This window comes from Dyella japonica (assembly GCF_040545895.1).
Lineage (GTDB): Bacteria > Pseudomonadota > Gammaproteobacteria > Xanthomonadales > Rhodanobacteraceae > Dyella > Dyella japonica_D.
The window spans coordinates 310,460-325,659 of sequence record NZ_JBEPMU010000002.1; the positions used below are offsets into that span (position 1 = coordinate 310,460).

At 65.5% G+C, this 15,200-nt stretch carries 13 protein-coding genes and 1 riboswitch; of the genes, 1 reads left to right on the plus strand and 12 read right to left on the minus strand.

Features of this window, described 5'->3' with window-relative positions; all coding sequences use genetic code 11:
• Window positions 1-14 precede the first annotated feature (14 nt).
• From ABIC75_RS08095 to btuB, 11 genes are all read right to left on the minus strand, one after another.
• Window positions 15-734: an adenosylcobinamide-GDP ribazoletransferase gene (locus tag ABIC75_RS08095; RefSeq protein ID WP_354013726.1), complete on the minus strand. Its 720-nt coding sequence runs from the start codon at window positions 732-734 to the stop codon at window positions 15-17.
• Window positions 731-1,309 (minus strand): histidine phosphatase family protein, encoded by a 579-nt coding sequence (locus ABIC75_RS08100; RefSeq protein WP_354013337.1) that lies wholly within the window; start codon window positions 1,307-1,309, stop codon window positions 731-733. The genes ABIC75_RS08095 and ABIC75_RS08100 overlap by 4 nt, the downstream gene beginning before the upstream one ends.
• Complete coding sequence (gene cobT, locus ABIC75_RS08105; protein ID WP_354013338.1) at window positions 1,306-2,352, minus strand: nicotinate-nucleotide--dimethylbenzimidazole phosphoribosyltransferase; 1,047 nt, start codon at window positions 2,350-2,352, stop codon at window positions 1,306-1,308. Before cobT ends, ABIC75_RS08100 begins: the two co-directional genes overlap by 4 nt.
• Complete coding sequence (gene cobU / locus ABIC75_RS08110; RefSeq protein ID WP_354013339.1) at window positions 2,349-2,870, minus strand: bifunctional adenosylcobinamide kinase/adenosylcobinamide-phosphate guanylyltransferase; 522 nt, start codon at window positions 2,868-2,870, stop codon at window positions 2,349-2,351. The genes cobT and cobU overlap by 4 nt, the downstream gene beginning before the upstream one ends.
• Window positions 2,858-4,342 (minus strand): cobyric acid synthase, encoded by a 1,485-nt coding sequence (locus ABIC75_RS08115; protein ID WP_354013340.1) that lies wholly within the window; start codon window positions 4,340-4,342, stop codon window positions 2,858-2,860. Before ABIC75_RS08115 ends, cobU begins: the two co-directional genes overlap by 13 nt.
• Window positions 4,339-5,337, minus strand: a complete 999-nt coding sequence (gene cobD / locus ABIC75_RS08120; RefSeq protein WP_354013341.1) for a threonine-phosphate decarboxylase CobD — start codon at window positions 5,335-5,337, stop codon at window positions 4,339-4,341. The genes ABIC75_RS08115 and cobD overlap by 4 nt, the downstream gene beginning before the upstream one ends.
• Window positions 5,330-6,259, minus strand: a complete 930-nt coding sequence (gene cbiB / locus ABIC75_RS08125) for an adenosylcobinamide-phosphate synthase CbiB (RefSeq protein ID WP_354013342.1) — start codon at window positions 6,257-6,259, stop codon at window positions 5,330-5,332. The genes cobD and cbiB overlap by 8 nt, the downstream gene beginning before the upstream one ends.
• Complete coding sequence (locus ABIC75_RS08130) at window positions 6,256-7,554, minus strand: cobyrinate a,c-diamide synthase (protein WP_354013343.1); 1,299 nt, start codon at window positions 7,552-7,554, stop codon at window positions 6,256-6,258. The genes cbiB and ABIC75_RS08130 overlap by 4 nt, the downstream gene beginning before the upstream one ends.
• A 45-nt stretch (window positions 7,555-7,599) precedes the next feature.
• Window positions 7,600-8,220 (minus strand): cob(I)yrinic acid a,c-diamide adenosyltransferase, encoded by a 621-nt coding sequence (cobO, locus tag ABIC75_RS08135; RefSeq protein WP_354013344.1) that lies wholly within the window; start codon window positions 8,218-8,220, stop codon window positions 7,600-7,602.
• Between the two features lie 2 nt (window positions 8,221-8,222).
• Entirely contained in the window at window positions 8,223-8,801 is a 579-nt protein-coding gene (locus ABIC75_RS08140; protein WP_436407894.1) for a hypothetical protein, read from the minus strand.
• A 64-nt stretch (window positions 8,802-8,865) separates the two neighbouring features.
• Window positions 8,866-10,824, minus strand: a complete 1,959-nt coding sequence (btuB, locus tag ABIC75_RS08145; protein WP_436407905.1) for a TonB-dependent vitamin B12 receptor — start codon at window positions 10,822-10,824, stop codon at window positions 8,866-8,868.
• Window positions 10,825-10,845: 21 nt separating this feature from the next.
• A riboswitch (cobalamin riboswitch) is annotated at window positions 10,846-11,084 on the minus strand.
• Window positions 11,085-11,145: 61 nt separating this feature from the next.
• On the opposite strand from btuB, the gene ABIC75_RS08150 reads away from it, so the two are divergent.
• Entirely contained in the window at window positions 11,146-11,475 is a 330-nt protein-coding gene (locus ABIC75_RS08150; protein ID WP_354013346.1) for a hypothetical protein, read from the plus strand.
• A 908-nt stretch (window positions 11,476-12,383) separates the two neighbouring features.
• Here the strand turns inward: ABIC75_RS08150 and clpB are convergent.
• Entirely contained in the window at window positions 12,384-14,966 is a 2,583-nt protein-coding gene (gene clpB / locus ABIC75_RS08155) for an ATP-dependent chaperone ClpB (protein WP_354013347.1), read from the minus strand.
• Window positions 14,967-15,200 lie beyond the last annotated feature (234 nt).

Sequence of the window (15,200 nt, forward strand, 5' to 3'; positions counted from 1 at the left end):
GCGGCGCAAAATCGCTAGAGCGCCAGCGCCACCAGCAGGGCCGCCTCAGTGAACTCGGTCAGCGCACCGCAGGTGTCACCGGTCATGCCGCCCAACCGGCGCATGCACGTCCATCGCCACCAGGCAAAAACGGGGGCGGCCACGATGATGGCCCGCAGCCCATGCCAGCCGGCGAACAGCGTGACGATGGCGGCGAGAAGCAACGCCACCGCACATACCGCGCGCGACTCGCCTACCAAGCCGCTGCCCAGGCCGCCGCTGCGCACGTACGGGGTCGTCATGAACGCCGCGGTGAGCACCGCGCGTCCCAGCAAGGGCGCAACCCACAGCATCGCCGACGGCTGCGGCACGCTGGCCAGCGCCGCGAACTTCAACAGCAACACCAGCACGATGGCGGTAACGCCGATAGGACCGCTACGCGGGTCTTTCATGATCGCCAGGGTGCGCTCGCGATCGCCCAGCCCGCCCACCCAGGCATCCGCGCTATCGGCCAGGCCATCCAGGTGCAGCGCGCCGGTGAGCGCCACCCAGGCGACGAGCAGCAGGGCTGCCGCCAGCAAAGGCGACGCACCGGACAACAACCAACCCAGGCACCACAGCAAGCCGCCGATCAACAAACCCACCGCGGGGTACCAGGCCAGCTGCGCCGACGGTGACGACGCGCCGTCGAACGCGCGCGCCGGCAACGGAATGCGCGTGAGGAAGCCGATGGCAGCGAACCATCCGCGCATCAGGCCCTGACCTGCGTGCCCGTGGGCGACGCCCAGTGCAACGCGTGCAGCGACGCGTGCGGCACCTCGATGTTCGCCATCTCGCCGAAGTCGCGGCCTTCCGCTTCGCAACGCAGCAGGCGGATCGCACCGCCATGCGTCACCACCAGCACGCGCTGCGTTTCCGCCGCCTCGGCCACTTCGTTCAAAGCGGCGCAAAGACGATCGCGAAAGACAGCGAACGGTTCGCCACCCGGCGGCGGATGCGCCACCGGGTCTCTCCAGAAATTCCCCAACGCATCGCCCTGCTCCTTGGCCAGGGTTTCGATGGGCACGCCCTGCCAGTGGCCGAAGTGATACTCGGCCAGGCGCGGATCGATGCGCAGCGGCACGCGCCGCGCAACGGCCAGATCCTGCGCGAACTCGGCGCAGCGACGCAGCGGCGAGCTGACGATGGCATCCCAGCTGCGTCCGAAGATGGCCGCGCGCAGCTGGCTCCAGCCCAACGGGCTGAGTGCATCGTCGAGTTGGCCGCGATAGCTGCGCTGCCCGGTATCCCCGTGGCGCAACAGATCGATGCCGACGTGCTTGCCGATCATGCGCTGCTCACTCCTGCCTGCGCGAAGGTGGCCATGCGCGAATGCAGCTCGCACGCCAGCCGCATCAGCGGAACAGCCGTGGCCGCGCCACTTCCCTCGCCCAGACGCAGGCCCAGGTCGAGCAACGGGTCGGCCTCCAGCACCGACAGCAGGCGCGCATGGCCACGCTCGCGCGAGCGATGCGCGAAGAACATCCACTCGCGGCACGACGGGTTGATGCGCACCGCGGCCAGCGCCGCTGCGGTGGTGATGAAGCCATCCACCAGCACCGGAATGCCACGCTGGGCTGCGGCGATATAGGCACCGCACAGCGCCGCGATCTCGAAACCGCCCACGCGCCCCAGCCACGCCAGTGCGTCGTCATCGGCCGGATAAAGCGCCAGCGCGCGTTCGATCACCGCGACCTTGTGCTGGATGCCGGCAGCGTCCAGGCCGGTGCCTGCGCCAGCGAGCGCGCTGGGCGACTCGCGCAGCAGACCGCAGGCAAGCGCCGCGGCCGAAGTGGTGTTGGCGATGCCCATCTCGCCGCCGATGAAAAGTTTCGCGCCGGCTTCCAGCGCGGCTTGTGCGCTGTCGGCACCGGCACGCAGTGCCAGTTCCAGTTGCACCGCGCTCATGGCGGGTTGCTCGCAGAAGTTGTTGGTCTGCGGCGCGATGATGGCGCGGCGCACATTCGGCAGCTCGCCCGGATCGTTCACCGTGCCCAGGTTCACCACTTCCAGCATGGCGCCCAGGCTGCGCGCCAGCACGCTGATGGCCGCGCCGCCGTTGGCGAAGTTGCGGATCATCTCGCCGGTGACCACCTGCGGAAAGGCCGACACGCCCTCGGCAGCCACGCCGTGATCGCCCGCAAAAATACTGATCCACACCGACTGCACCGACGGCATTGCCACGTGCTGCATGCCAGCCAGTCGCACGGCCAGCGTTTCCAGCGCGCCCAGCGACCCCGGCGGCTTGGTCAGTTGCGCCTGATGGTCGAGCGCGCGCTGGCGGCTGTCTTCGTCGATGGCGAAGCAGGATTCGATCAGCCAGTCTTGGCTCATGCAAGGTTTCCTTTAAGAGGCATCGGCAAACCGGCGGCCACGAACACCACGCGCTCGCATTGCGCAGCGAGCGATTGGTGCAGCCGTCCGGCTTCATCCACGAAACGCCGCGTCAGCTCGCCCATGGGCACCACGCCCAGGCCCACTTCATTGCTGACCAGCAACACCTGCCCCTTCAACGAAGGAAGCAGCTGCAACAGCGCGTCGCGTTCGCGCGTGAAACGTTCGGTATCGGCATCGCCCAGCAGGTTGCTGAGCCACAGCGTGAGGCAATCGACCAGCACGCAGCGGCCGGGCCGCGCCTGCGCCTGCAGCGCATCGGCGAGCGCCAGCGGTTCTTCCACCCTGAGCCAGTGGGAAGGACGCTGCGCGCGATGGTGCGCGATGCGCGCGGCCATCTCTTCATCGTGCGCCTGCGCGGTGGCGATGTAGACCACCTCATGGCCGGATTCCGCCGCCAGTCGTTCGGCCAGCGCGCTCTTGCCGGAGCGCGCGCCGCCCAGGATCAGGGTGCGCATGGCGTGTTCTCCTTGGTCGGCTGCAGCAGACGCAGCAAGGCAGACATATCGAGGTGCGCTTCCACCGCGTCGGCCAGGCGATCGATGCTCGCTTCGCGCAAGGCATGCATGTCCAGCGGCGCGGCGTCGCGCAGGCCTGCCCAAGCGAGCAGCGCGGCGAGCGCCTGCGGTTCGTCGAACAGGCCGTGCAGATAGGTGCCGAAAATCTGGCCATCCGTGGTCAGCGCGCCATCGGGCTCGCCGCTATCGAGGATGCTTGCCGGTTGTCCCAGCGCATCGCCACGGCTCACGCCGCAGTGGATTTCATAGCCACTCACTCGCGCATCTCCCAGGACCAGTTTCCCCTCCACGCGGCGCAACTGCTTGCGCGCCTCCAGCGTAGTCTCCATCTGCAACCAGCCCAGTCCAGCGCTCGAGCCCGGCTCGCTCTCGATGCCCTGTGGATCATGCACGAACCGCCCCAACATCTGGAAGCCTCCGCAGATGCCGATCACTTTCCCGCCATAGCGTAGATGCCGCGTGATGGTTTCGTCCCACCCCTGCGCGCGCAGCCAGGCAAGGTCCGCCCGGGTGGATTTGGACCCAGGCAGCACGATCAGGTCGGCCGGTGGATGCGCTTCATCCGTTCCGATGAAACGAAGATCGACCTCCGGATGCGCACGCAACGCATCGACGTCGGTGTGGTTGCTGATGCGCGGCAACGTCGGCACCAGTACGCGCAGGCGCGCATCGGCCTTGCGGGTGGCTTCGCGCGGCAAGGCGTCTTCCGCTTCCAGTTGCAGTCCATGGAGATACGGCAGCACGCCCAGCACCGGCTTGCCGGTCTCGCGTTCGAGCCAGTCCAGTCCCGGCTGCAGCAAGGCCATGTCGCCGCGAAAACGATTGATCACGAAACCGGCGACGCGCGCCCGCTCGCTTTCCGACAGCAGCGCCAAGGTACCCACGAGATGGGCGAACACGCCGCCGCGATCGATGTCGGCGATGAGGATCACCGGGCAATCCACTGCCTCGGCGTAACCCATGTTGGCGATGTCGCGATCGCGCAGGTTGATCTCGGCCGGACTGCCCGCGCCCTCCACGATCACCGCGTCGTAACGATGGGCCAGGCGACGATGCGAAGCCAGCACGGCGTCCATCGCGATGCGTTTGTAATCGTGGTAGTGGCGCGCATCCATGTTCGCCACCGCGTGCCCGTGCACGATCACCTGCGCGCCGATATCACTGTTCGGCTTGAGCAATACCGGATTGAAATCGGTGTGCGGCAGCAGGCCCGCGGCCTGTGCCTGCACGGCCTGCGCGCGGCCGATCTCGCCGCCATCCACGGTCACCGCGGAATTGAGCGCCATGTTCTGCGGCTTGAACGGCGCCACCGACATGCCGCGCCGACGGGCCCAGCGACACAGCGCGGCAACCAGCGTGCTCTTGCCCGCATCGGAGGTGCAGCCCTGCACCATGAGCACGCTCGCGGTCATGACGAGGAGTCCTTCAAGTTCAACGAAGCCAGTGCCTCATCCAGCCGCTGCAGCCCCGACTCATCGGCAGGCAAACCAAAACGCAGGCTCGCCGGCGTGTCAAAAAGACGCGTGAGAACGCCCTGCTTCGCCAGCGCCACATACACGGCCTCGGCGCGTGCGTCCTGCCACCAGTGGAAGAAGGCACAACCGGCAGTAGGCATCAGACCGTGGCGCGACAACACCACGGCAAGCCGACTGCTCATCGAGTGCAACCACTCACGCGCCGTCGCTTGCCACGCGCAATCGGCGAGCGCCTGACGGAGTACGTAACGTGTCGGCCCGTTCAATGTCCACGGCCCGAGCTGGTCGCGCAGCTTTTCAAGCAGGCCCGGATGCGCGGCGACGAACCCCGCGCGCGCGCCAGCGAGCCCGAAGAACTTGCCGGCCGAGCGCAGCACGATCAATCCCTCGTGATGCGCCTCGTTGCACAGGCTGTCTTGCGGCGTGGCATCCATGAAGGCCTCGTCGACGATCAGCCAGCCGCCACGCTTCGCCAGCGATGCGTGGCAAGCCAGCAACGCAGCGCGCCCGAAACGTTCGCCGCCGGGATTGTTCGGATGGATCAGCACGACCACGTCGAAGCGTGCGACGTCTGCAAGCAATGCGGATGCCGGCAACGTTTCCACGGCATGTCCGGCACGACGCCATGCATGCGCGTGCTCGTTGTAGCCGGGTGCGATCACGCCAACGCGCGAAGGTGGCCGCAGCAGCGGCAACGCCTGGATGGCGGCCTGCGATCCGGCCACGGGCAACAGATGCATCGCGCCGTAATACGCGCAGGCGGCTTCGACCAAACCATCGTCGTCCTCGGGAAGGCGCTGCCATACCGACGAAGGAATCGACGGCACCGGCCATCCGAACGGGCTGATGCCGGTGGAAAGATCCAGCCACGCCTCCGGCGCGTTGCCATAGGTCTTGGCCGCTTGCAGCAAGCGTCCGCCGTGCTCAAGCATGGCTCGCACCCCAACGGATGATGCCGAGCAGCACAATCACCACCAGCCACAACACCACGCTGCGACGAACCAGCTGCAGCGCGCGCACGATGGAACGCGCATCGGCCGGATCGCCTTCGCCCAGCGCGGGTCGCGGTTCCCACACACCGTCATAGGGCGCAGCACCGCCCAGGCATATGCCCAGCGCGCCCGCACCGGCAGCCATCACAGGACCGGCGTTGGGGCTGTCCCAGTGCGACGCCTGCACGCGCCAGCAGCGCCATGCGCGTGCCGCGTCGCCCAGCAACAGATAGCTCATCGCGGTCAGTCGTGCGGGCAGAAAATTGAGCACATCGTCGATACGTGCGGCCGCCCAACCGTAACGCTCGTAGCGTTCGGTGCGATAACCCCACATGGCATCCAGCGTGTTCGCCAGCCGATACAGCACCGCACCGGGCACGCCAAGCACGGCGAACCAGAACAGCGCGCCGAACACCGCATCGTTGCCGTTCTCCAGCACCGACTCCGTCGCTGCAGCGGCCACCTGCGAATCGTCCAGCGCCGCCGTGTCGCGGCTCACCATGCGTCCGACCGCCGTTCGCGCGCCCAGGATGTCGCCGGCTTCCAGCGCGCGGGCCACCGGCGTGGCGTGATCGCCGAGGCTGCGCAAACCGATCACCACGTAAAGCACGACCGCCTGATAGACGAACCCCAGCCACGGTGCGTCATGCCCGAGCCATGCGTTTATCACCCACGCACCCAACACGACCGGTAACACGACCACACACCACGCCGCGATGCCCGCGGAACGGCGATCGCGATGCAACCGCGATTCGACGAACGTCACCAGACGCCCAAATGCCACCAACGGATGAAATCGCCGCGGCTCGCCCAGCCATGCATCGAGCAGTACTGCCGCCACCATGGCCAGGGCCGTCGTCATGGCCGGAACAACGCCACGATGGCGGCCGGGTTCGACGGGAAATACAGGTGCATGAAGCTCGCCGTGAAACGTTCACGCCGGTACACGCCTTCCTTGCTGGGCCCGCCGTCCGGGTTGCTGGCCATGGCCAAGGGTGACTCGCCGATCTGCGCGAGCGCGTAGTGAAAGGTGTGGCCGCGCAGTTCGCCTTCGGGCAGGACGACCGACTGCATGCCCAAGCCACCCAGTCGCGCCTGCATGGCCGCGCTGCCGCGCAACAGGCCGGCCATGGGAAACACCGCGCCGTCGATTCCCGCGAGCGAATCCAACGCGTAGAGCATGCCGCCGCATTCGGCGAGCAGCGGCCGGCGCGCAGTCACGTGATCGTGCAAGGCGTGGCGCAAGGCATCGTGTGCGGCAAGCGCCTGCAGATGCAATTCGGGATAACCGCCAGGCAACCACGCCGCGTCGCATGCCGGCAGCGCATCGCCCGCCAGCGGCGAGAAGAAGCGCAATTCAGCGCCGGCTTCACGCAGCAGATCCAGGTTCGCCGGATACAGGAAACAGAACGCCGCATCGCGTGCGACGGCGATGCGGCAACCTTGCAGCGTCCGCGGTACCGGCGCGCGCGATGCCGCAGGAAAACCCACGGGCGCGGGGAGTTCGGCTGTGGCATGCGTTGCCCAGGCATCCGCCAAGGCATCCAGCCGCGCATCGATATCGCTCAGCTCGCCCGCCGCCACCAGGCCCAGATGCCGCTCGGGCAACGCCAGCGACGCGTCACGCGGCAACGCACCCAACCAATGCAGATGCGGCGGCACGCTGCCCGCCAGCAACTGCGCGTGGTACGCACTGCCCACGCGATTGGCGGCAACACCATGCACGCGTAGTCCGTCGCGATAACTGGCCAAACCCAGCGCCAGCGCGCCGAAGGTCTGCGCCATCGCCGAACCGTCGATCACGGCAAGCACCGGCACATCGAAACGTTGGGCCAGGTCGGCGCTGGACTGGCCGCCATCGAACAGACCCATCACGCCTTCGACGAGGATGAGGTCCGCCTCGCCCGCCGCCTCATGCAGGCGCGCGCGCACGTCGTCCTCGCCATTCATCCACAGGTCGAGCTGATACACGGGCGCACCGCTCGCGCGTTCCAGCACCATCGGATCGAGAAAGTCGGGCCCCGTCTTGAACACGCGCACGCGCCGGCCCTGGCGCACATGCCAGCGCGCCAACGCAGCCGTCACCGAGGTCTTGCCCTGGCCCGACGCGGGCGCCGAGATCAGCAGCGCAGGACAGGACGTGTTGGTATCGGTCATCGACAACTCCGGCAACTCACTCACCTGCCTTGGAGAGAAAACGCGTCAGAGCTCAATGCCCTTCTGCGCCTTGATGCCCGCCTGGAACGCGTGCTTCACCAGGCGCATTTCCGTCACCGTATCGGCCAGCTCCACCAGCGCGTCGGGCGCACCGCGACCGGTGATCACCACGTGCTGCTGCGGCGGTCGCGCACGAAGCGCCTCGCACACCACCGCAACATCGATATAGCTCTTCACCAGCGCGATATTGAGTTCGTCCAGCAGCACGAAGTCGAGCGAGGTGTCGGCCAGCATGTTGGCCGCCACCTGCCAGGCAGCCTGCGCCGCCTGGATATCACGCGCCTTGTCCTGTGTTTCCCACGTATAGCCTTCGCCCATCACGTGGTAGTCGAGTTCATCGGGGAAGCGGCGGAAGAAGGCTTCCTCGCCGGTGGAGAAGCTGCCCTTGATGAACTGCACCACGCCGCAGCGGAAACCGTGACCCAGCGATCGCGCCAGCATGCCGAAGCCCGACGAGCTCTTGCCCTTGCCGTTGCCGGTGTTCACCACCAGCACGCCGCGCTCGATGGTGGCGCGGGCGATCTTCCGATCGACCAGCTCCTTCTTGCGCTGCATGCGTTCGCGATGGCGCTCTTGCGCACTGGACGATTCGGGCGTGTCGCTCATGCTCAAGCTTCCTTCTGTTGCGCCGTGGAAGACCATGCCACGCGCACGATCACGGCATGCAGCACCAGCGCCACCGCGACATAGCTGATCGTGGTACGCACGAACAGCGGACCCCACTGCCACAGGCGCGAGAGATATTCGGTCATGTGCGGCTGCGCATAACGGCCACCCAGCCAGTAGAACGAACCGTTGGAGATGGCGAACGACACCACCGCTGCCAACACCGCCACGCCAAAGGCGCCCAGCAGCGACAACGCACCGTGATTCACCCGCGGCGCGTACCAGCGCCCGGCGTACCACAGCACCGCATAGGCCAATGGCAGGAATGAGTACGCCAGCGTCACGCAGAAGGCGCTCACGCCGGCGTAGCTGATCGAAATCCAGTCCAGCGCCACCGCGAGCAGCACCATCGTTACAAAGGTCCAATGCCGACGCAGGTAGAGGCCACCGAGGAAGAACAACGCCATCGACGCATCAGGCAGATGCAGCATGTCGCCGAAATGCTTGAAGCGGGTGGCGATCATCACCGCCATCAGCAGCAGCCACAGCGCGTTGAAACGGGAACCGGAGAGAGCTTTCACGACGCGACTCCTAGTCGAATGCATGGAAAAACGCCGGGGCCTTCGCGGGCCCCGGCGTCATGGCTTACTGCGCGGGCTGATAACGCAGGGTCAGCATGTAGTTGCGACCCGGCTGGTTGAAGTACCAGGCCGTCTCGTAGTCCTTGCCGAACGCGTTGTTCAGTGCCAGCTGCAGCTTGAAATCGCGCGAGATGGCATAGGCGACGCGCAGGTTGGTGATGGCGTAGCCGCCCAGCGGATGCTGATTGGCCAGGTCGTCGTAGCGACGACCCGAGACGAACCACGTGCCACCCACGCTGAAGTCGCCGAAGCTGCGATCCAGATCGATGTTGCCCGTCTGTCGCGCGCGACGCGGCAGCAGATTGCCTTCGTACGCGGTGGATTCGTCGCGCGGGTCCAGCCAGGTGGCCGTTCCCGTGACCAGCCAGCCCAGCACGTGCCCGCTCACTACGCCTTCCGCGCCGCGAATGCGCGCCTGGTCCACGTTGCCCGGCGCCTGCGTGGCTGCGTCGTAGGTGATCAGGTCGGTGACGTTGTTGCGGAACGCATTCAACGACCAGTAGCCCCAGTCGTAGCTGCCGCGAAGACCGAGCTCGATATTCCGCGAACGCTCGGGCTTGAGGTTCGGGTCGCCGTAGAACGGGTAGTACAAGTCGTTGAAGGTCGGCGCCTTGAACGCGGTGCCATAGCTGGCCGTGAGGCGCAGCGTCTGGGTGAAGTCCCAGCCCCACAACACGCTGCCGGTGTTCTTGCTGCCGAACTGGCTGTTGTCGTCATGGCGCACACTGGCCTGCACCGATTGGCTGCCGAAGGTCTGCTGCCACTGCACGAAGCCACCGCGGTCGATGCGGCTGTTCACCGGCACGCCGGTAAACGCATTCACGTAGCCTGCGCTGCTGTCCACGTGGTCGCGCTGCCAGTCGAAGCCAGTCGTCAGCAAGCCGCCCCAGAAACCGATATCCGCCTGGAACGAACCCAGATCGCGATGCGTGTCGAAACGATCGACGTACACGCCCTGGTAGAAGTCCTTGCTGAAATCACCGCTGGTGCCGAGGCTGAGCGTGAGCTTCACATTGGACGCCGGGCGATAGTGCACGCTGCCGCCCACGACCTGCGTGGCGCTCTTGTCGGAGTCGGTGTACGTACCGTCGTAGTAGTTGTGGCCTTCGCTGCGGAACAGGCGCACATCCGCGTCCCACTGCTCGTCGAACTTGTAGCCGCCCTGCAGCGTCAGCGCGTTGTTGCGGTAACCGTCCTTGTCCGGCTGATCGGCAAAGCAGGCCGCGCCCACTTCGGCCGCACCCACGCGGCAGGAATTGATGCCGTGCGTCTGGTCGTGCGACGCCTCCAGCGAGTACCAGCCATCGCCGCTCTTGCCGGCAAAACCCGCCGAACCGTTCAGATGGCTATAACTGCCCACGCCCAGGCTGAAGGACGGCACGAAGGCGCCTTCCGGGCGACGCGTGAAGATCTGGATCACGCCGCCGATCGCTTCGGAGCCGTACAGGCTGGAGAACGGCCCGCGCACGATTTCGATGCGCTCGATCTGGTCGACCGGAATGTCCTGCAGCGCCGCGGTACCCAGCGTGGCCGAACCGATCTTGACGCCGTCGATCATCACCAGCACATGGTCGGCTTCGGTGCCACGCAGGAACGCGCTGGTCGCCTTGCCGGGGCCGCCGTTGTTGGCAATCTGCATACCCGGCGTGCCACGCAGCAGGTCTGCCAGCGACGATGGTTGCAGGCGTTCGATATCGGCGCGGTCGATCACCGTCACCGCGGAAAGCGTCTGGTTCTGGGTCTGCTCGGTACGCGTGGCCGTGACGACGACGCCGTCAAGGTTGGTCGTGTCGTCGGCGAACGCAGGGAAGACGATGGCCAAAAGCGCCGTCGCCAATACGGAACGACGGATCGTGGAAATTCGGGTGGTCAAAGCACTACTCCTCAACCGCGCCTGCCCGCGCGGATCGCATGGGAAATAGACAGGCAGGAGGAGCGTGGCGGCCGTGCGCGAGCGCGGCATCCATGACACGGCCCACCGCCTGTCTGGTCGTGCCTCGAGGCCGGTCTCCGGGCTCGCGGGCGAAGACGTCACGTCTTCCGGAACGACGCCTTCCCATGCGCGTGGCACAGTGGCTGATGTCGCTCCGTCGATCCCCATCTGGATCGCGCCTGCCTACCGTTGCGGGGGCAGCTCCGGAATAAGCGCTCATGCGCCGCACCGGATTCCCGTTTCAACCTCCAGCCAACTGGCTGGGGGTCACCTCAGGCGGGGCGAATGGTAACAGACTGGGGGGCGTTGGGCTGGCGAGCCCTTGTTTCGCTGCTGGGCGATGGCCGAGGCATGGCCACCTTTACGGTGGCGTGGCCACGTTTATGGTGGCGAGGCGCAAGTACTCGCTGGTCGCCTATATCTCGTGATCCTGCGCCGCAGGGCCAGTTCGTCATTCCGGTACAGGCAACCGAAGACCTCCCGCTCGTCATTCCTGCGAAGGCAGGAGGCGCTTTTCAACAGCCGAAGGCTGGTCATCCAGTGACTTTGCTCTTGGTTATCGCGATTCCTTTGCCCGCGCTTTTGCAGCGCTGCCGCGATCTGGCTGCCTACGCGGCGGGCGTTTCGATCGGCTGCCGCCGCTCGAGTCACTTTTCTTTTGCTGGCCCAAAAGAAAAGTAACCCAAAGAAAATGGCCTTCAGAGCAAAGGCTCGCAGCATTGTGCTGGGATAAGCCCGAACGCTAGAGGATGGTTGTGGCGGGACACCCATGGGAGGCCACATAGCGAGCACTCCCAAGCGCTGCGCAACGCGCCCGAATCGCAGAGGACTTAAGTCGGAGCCTCGCTTCGCATCGGCCTTTGCTTTGGCTTCGCTCTTCACGCCTTCTCCGCGTACCGCACTTCTCCCTCTCCCCTTGCGGGAGAGGGTTGGGGAGAGGGGGCGGGTGCTCGCGAAAACACTACTGCTGCGAGCTTTGGCTCTGGCTCTTGGGGTCCCCGTATGACAGCGGCGGGCGGGTGGAGGAAAGCCCGCAGGGTGGCCGGCATGGATGCCGGCCAGTTTTTCGACAGGACACGGATGTCCTGTCGAAAAACCCCGTAACCCGACCGCGAACCTGAAGGGCTGAAAGCCCGGAAGGCGCGTCATCCGGGGTGCTCTTTCTTTTGGCATTGCCACCATCTCGGTGGTTACTTTTCTTTGAGCAAGCAAAGAAAAGCGACCCGGCCTGCGGCAGCAGGTCGGAAGCCCGCCGCAGGCGAGCCAGGTCGCCGTACCGCGACAACCAAGCGCAAAGTCACTGGATGACCAGCCTTCGGCTGTTGAAAAGCGCCTCCTGCCCTTGCCCCCTTTGGGGGTTCGCAGGAATGACGAGCAAAAGAAACAGCACTGTTACACCATGAGGCAAGGCTGCTCCTCACGAGCATGAAGGTGCCAATCCCACGATGGAGGCACCCATGCTCTCACCTCTCCCCGGCGCAGAGAGGGTGCAAACACTTCGCCACCAAAATGGACGTCCAAAAACAAAACGCCCGCCCTGCTCACACAGGACGGGCGCCACAACAGCAACTCAAACAGAAGCCAACGGCTTACTGCGCGTGGAACGTCAAATGCCCCTGCGCCGCTTCCACCACAATCGTCGCGCCTGCCTGGAATTTCCCTTCCAGGATTTCCCGCGCCAGCGGATTCTCCAGCTGCTGCTGGATCGCCCGCTTCAGCGGACGCGCGCCATACACCGGATCGAAGCCCACGTTGCCCAGCAAATCCAGCGCCTTCTCGCTGATCTCCATGCGTAGCTGGCGTTCGGCCAGGCGCTTTTCCAGATAGGTGAGCTGGATCAGCGCGATCTTGCGGATCTGCTTCTTCTCCAGCGGACGGAAGACCACCAGTTCGTCGAGTCGGTTGATGAACTCCGGACGGAAGTGCGCCTGCACCACGCCCAGCACCGCCGCCTTCATCTGCAGGTAGTCGGCTTCGGAATCGCCGGCCTGCTCCTGGATCATCTGCGAGCCGAGGTTGGAGGTCATCACGATGACGGTGTTGCGGAAGTCCACCGTGCGGCCCTGGCCATCGGTGAGGCGACCGTCGTCCAGCACCTGCAGCAGGATGTTGAACACATCCGGATGCGCCTTCTCCACTTCGTCCAGCAGGATCACGCTGTACGGGCGGCGACGCACGGCCTCGGTGAGATAGCCGCCTTCCTCGTAGCCGACATAGCCCGGAGGCGCGCCGATGAGCCGGCTCACGGAGTGCTTCTCCATGAACTCGCTCATGTCGATGCGCACCATCGCGTCCTGCGTATCGAACATGAACTCGGCCAGCGCCTTGCACAGCTCCGTCTTGCCCACGCCGGTGGGGCCGAGGAACAGGAACGAGCCGTTCGGGCGATTGGGATCGGACAGGCCCGCACGCGAGCGACGAATGGCGTCGGACACCGCGCGCACGGCCTCGTCCTGCCCCACCACGCGCTTGTGCAGCGCGTCCTCCATGTGCAGCAACTTGTCGCGCTCGCCTTCGAGCATCTTGTTGACGGGAATGCCCGTCCAGCGTGACACGACCTCGGCGATTTCCTCTTCGGTGACGCGATCCTGCACCAGCTTGAAGTCCTGCTTCTCGGCGGCCTGCGCGGCGGCGAGCTGCTTTTCCAGTTCCGGCAGCTTGCCGTACTGGATCTCGCTCATCCTGGCGTAATCCTGCTGGCGTTGCGCCGCTTCGAGTTCGACGCGCGCGGCCTCGATCTGCTCCTTCACCTTGGTCGCGCCCTGCAGCGCGGCCTTTTCGGACTTCCAGATCTCGTTGAGGTCGGAGAACTCGCGCTCCAGCTTTTCGATATCCGCCTCGAGATCGGCGAGGCGCTTCTTGGACGCATCGTCGGTTTCCTTCTTCAGCATCTCGCGCTGGATCTTCAGCTGGATCAGTCGACGCTCCAGGCGATCGAGTTCTTCCGGCTTGGAATCGATTTCCATGCGGATGCGCGAGGCCGCCTCGTCCATCAGGTCGATGGCCTTGTCGGGCAACTGGCGATCGGGGATGTAGCGATTGGACAACGTGGCCGCCGCCACGATGGCGGGGTCGGTGATCTCCACGCCGTGATGCACGGCGTAGCGCTCCTTCAGGCCACGCAGGATGGCAATGGTGTCTTCCACGCTGGGCTCGCCCACGTAGACCTTCTGGAAGCGGCGCTCCAACGCGGCATCCTTCTCGATGTACTTGCGGTATTCGTCCAGCGTGGTGGCGCCGATGCAATGCAGTTCGCCGCGCGCCAACGCGGGCTTGAGCATGTTGCCTGCATCCATGGCGCCATCGGCCTTGCCGGCGCCGACCATGGTGTGCAATTCGTCGATGAAGAGGATGACGCGACCTTCCTGCTTGGACAGGTCGTTGAGCACCGCCTTGAGGCGCTCCTCGAATTCGCCGCGGAACTTGGCGCCGGCGATCAGCGCGCCCATGTCCAGCGCGAGCACGCGGCGATCACGCAGGCCTTCAGGCACTTCGCCCTTGACGATGCGCTGCGCCAGGCCTTCGACAATGGCGGTCTTGCCCACGCCGGGTTCACCGATCAGTACCGGATTGTTCTTGGTGCGACGCTGCAGCACCTGGATGGTGCGGCGGATTTCCTCGTCGCGGCCGATCACCGGATCGAGCTTGCCCGACTCGGCGCGCGCCGTAAGATCGATGCAATATTTCTCCAGCGCCTGGCGCTGGTCTTCCGCGTTCTCGCTCTGCACCTTTTCACCGCCGCGCACCTTCTCGATGGCGGCTTCGATGTTGGCCTTGGTGGCGCCGGCGGCCTTGAGCGCCGAGCCCAGCTCGCCCTTGTCTTCCACGGCGGCAAGCACGAACAGTTCGCTGGCGATGAACTGGTCGCCGCGCTGCTGCGCGAGCTTGTCGGTGAGGTTGAGCAGGCGTGTCAGCTCGTTGCCGACATGGATATTGCCTTCCTGCCCGCTGACGCGCGGCAGGCGATCCACCATTTCATTCACGCGCTGGCGCAGCGTAGGCACGTTCACCTGCGCCTGCGTCAGCAACGGCGCCGTGGAACCGCCCTGCTGGTCGAGCAGCGCGGCCATCACGTGCACCGGTTCAAGCATGTTGTTGTCGCGTCCAACGGCGAGCGATTGCGCATCGGCCAACGCCTGCTGAAAACGCGAGGTAAGTTTGTCCATCCTCATGGGTTGTCCCCTCGATCAATAGGATCTGGCGGCCCTCGCCGCCACTACCCAAACACATGCGGATCACCCGCGCGTGATTCAAGCCGCGTCAACGCAAGGTGTACGACTTTCCTTCAGCCAATACGTAAGGGGAGCCCAGAGCTTGCCTTCACATTTGGGTTGATAGTCTGGCTTCGTGCTATCCCCCGTGCCCCACTCCGCCATGTCCGCCCAACCGCTCCTCCCGGCTCCGCC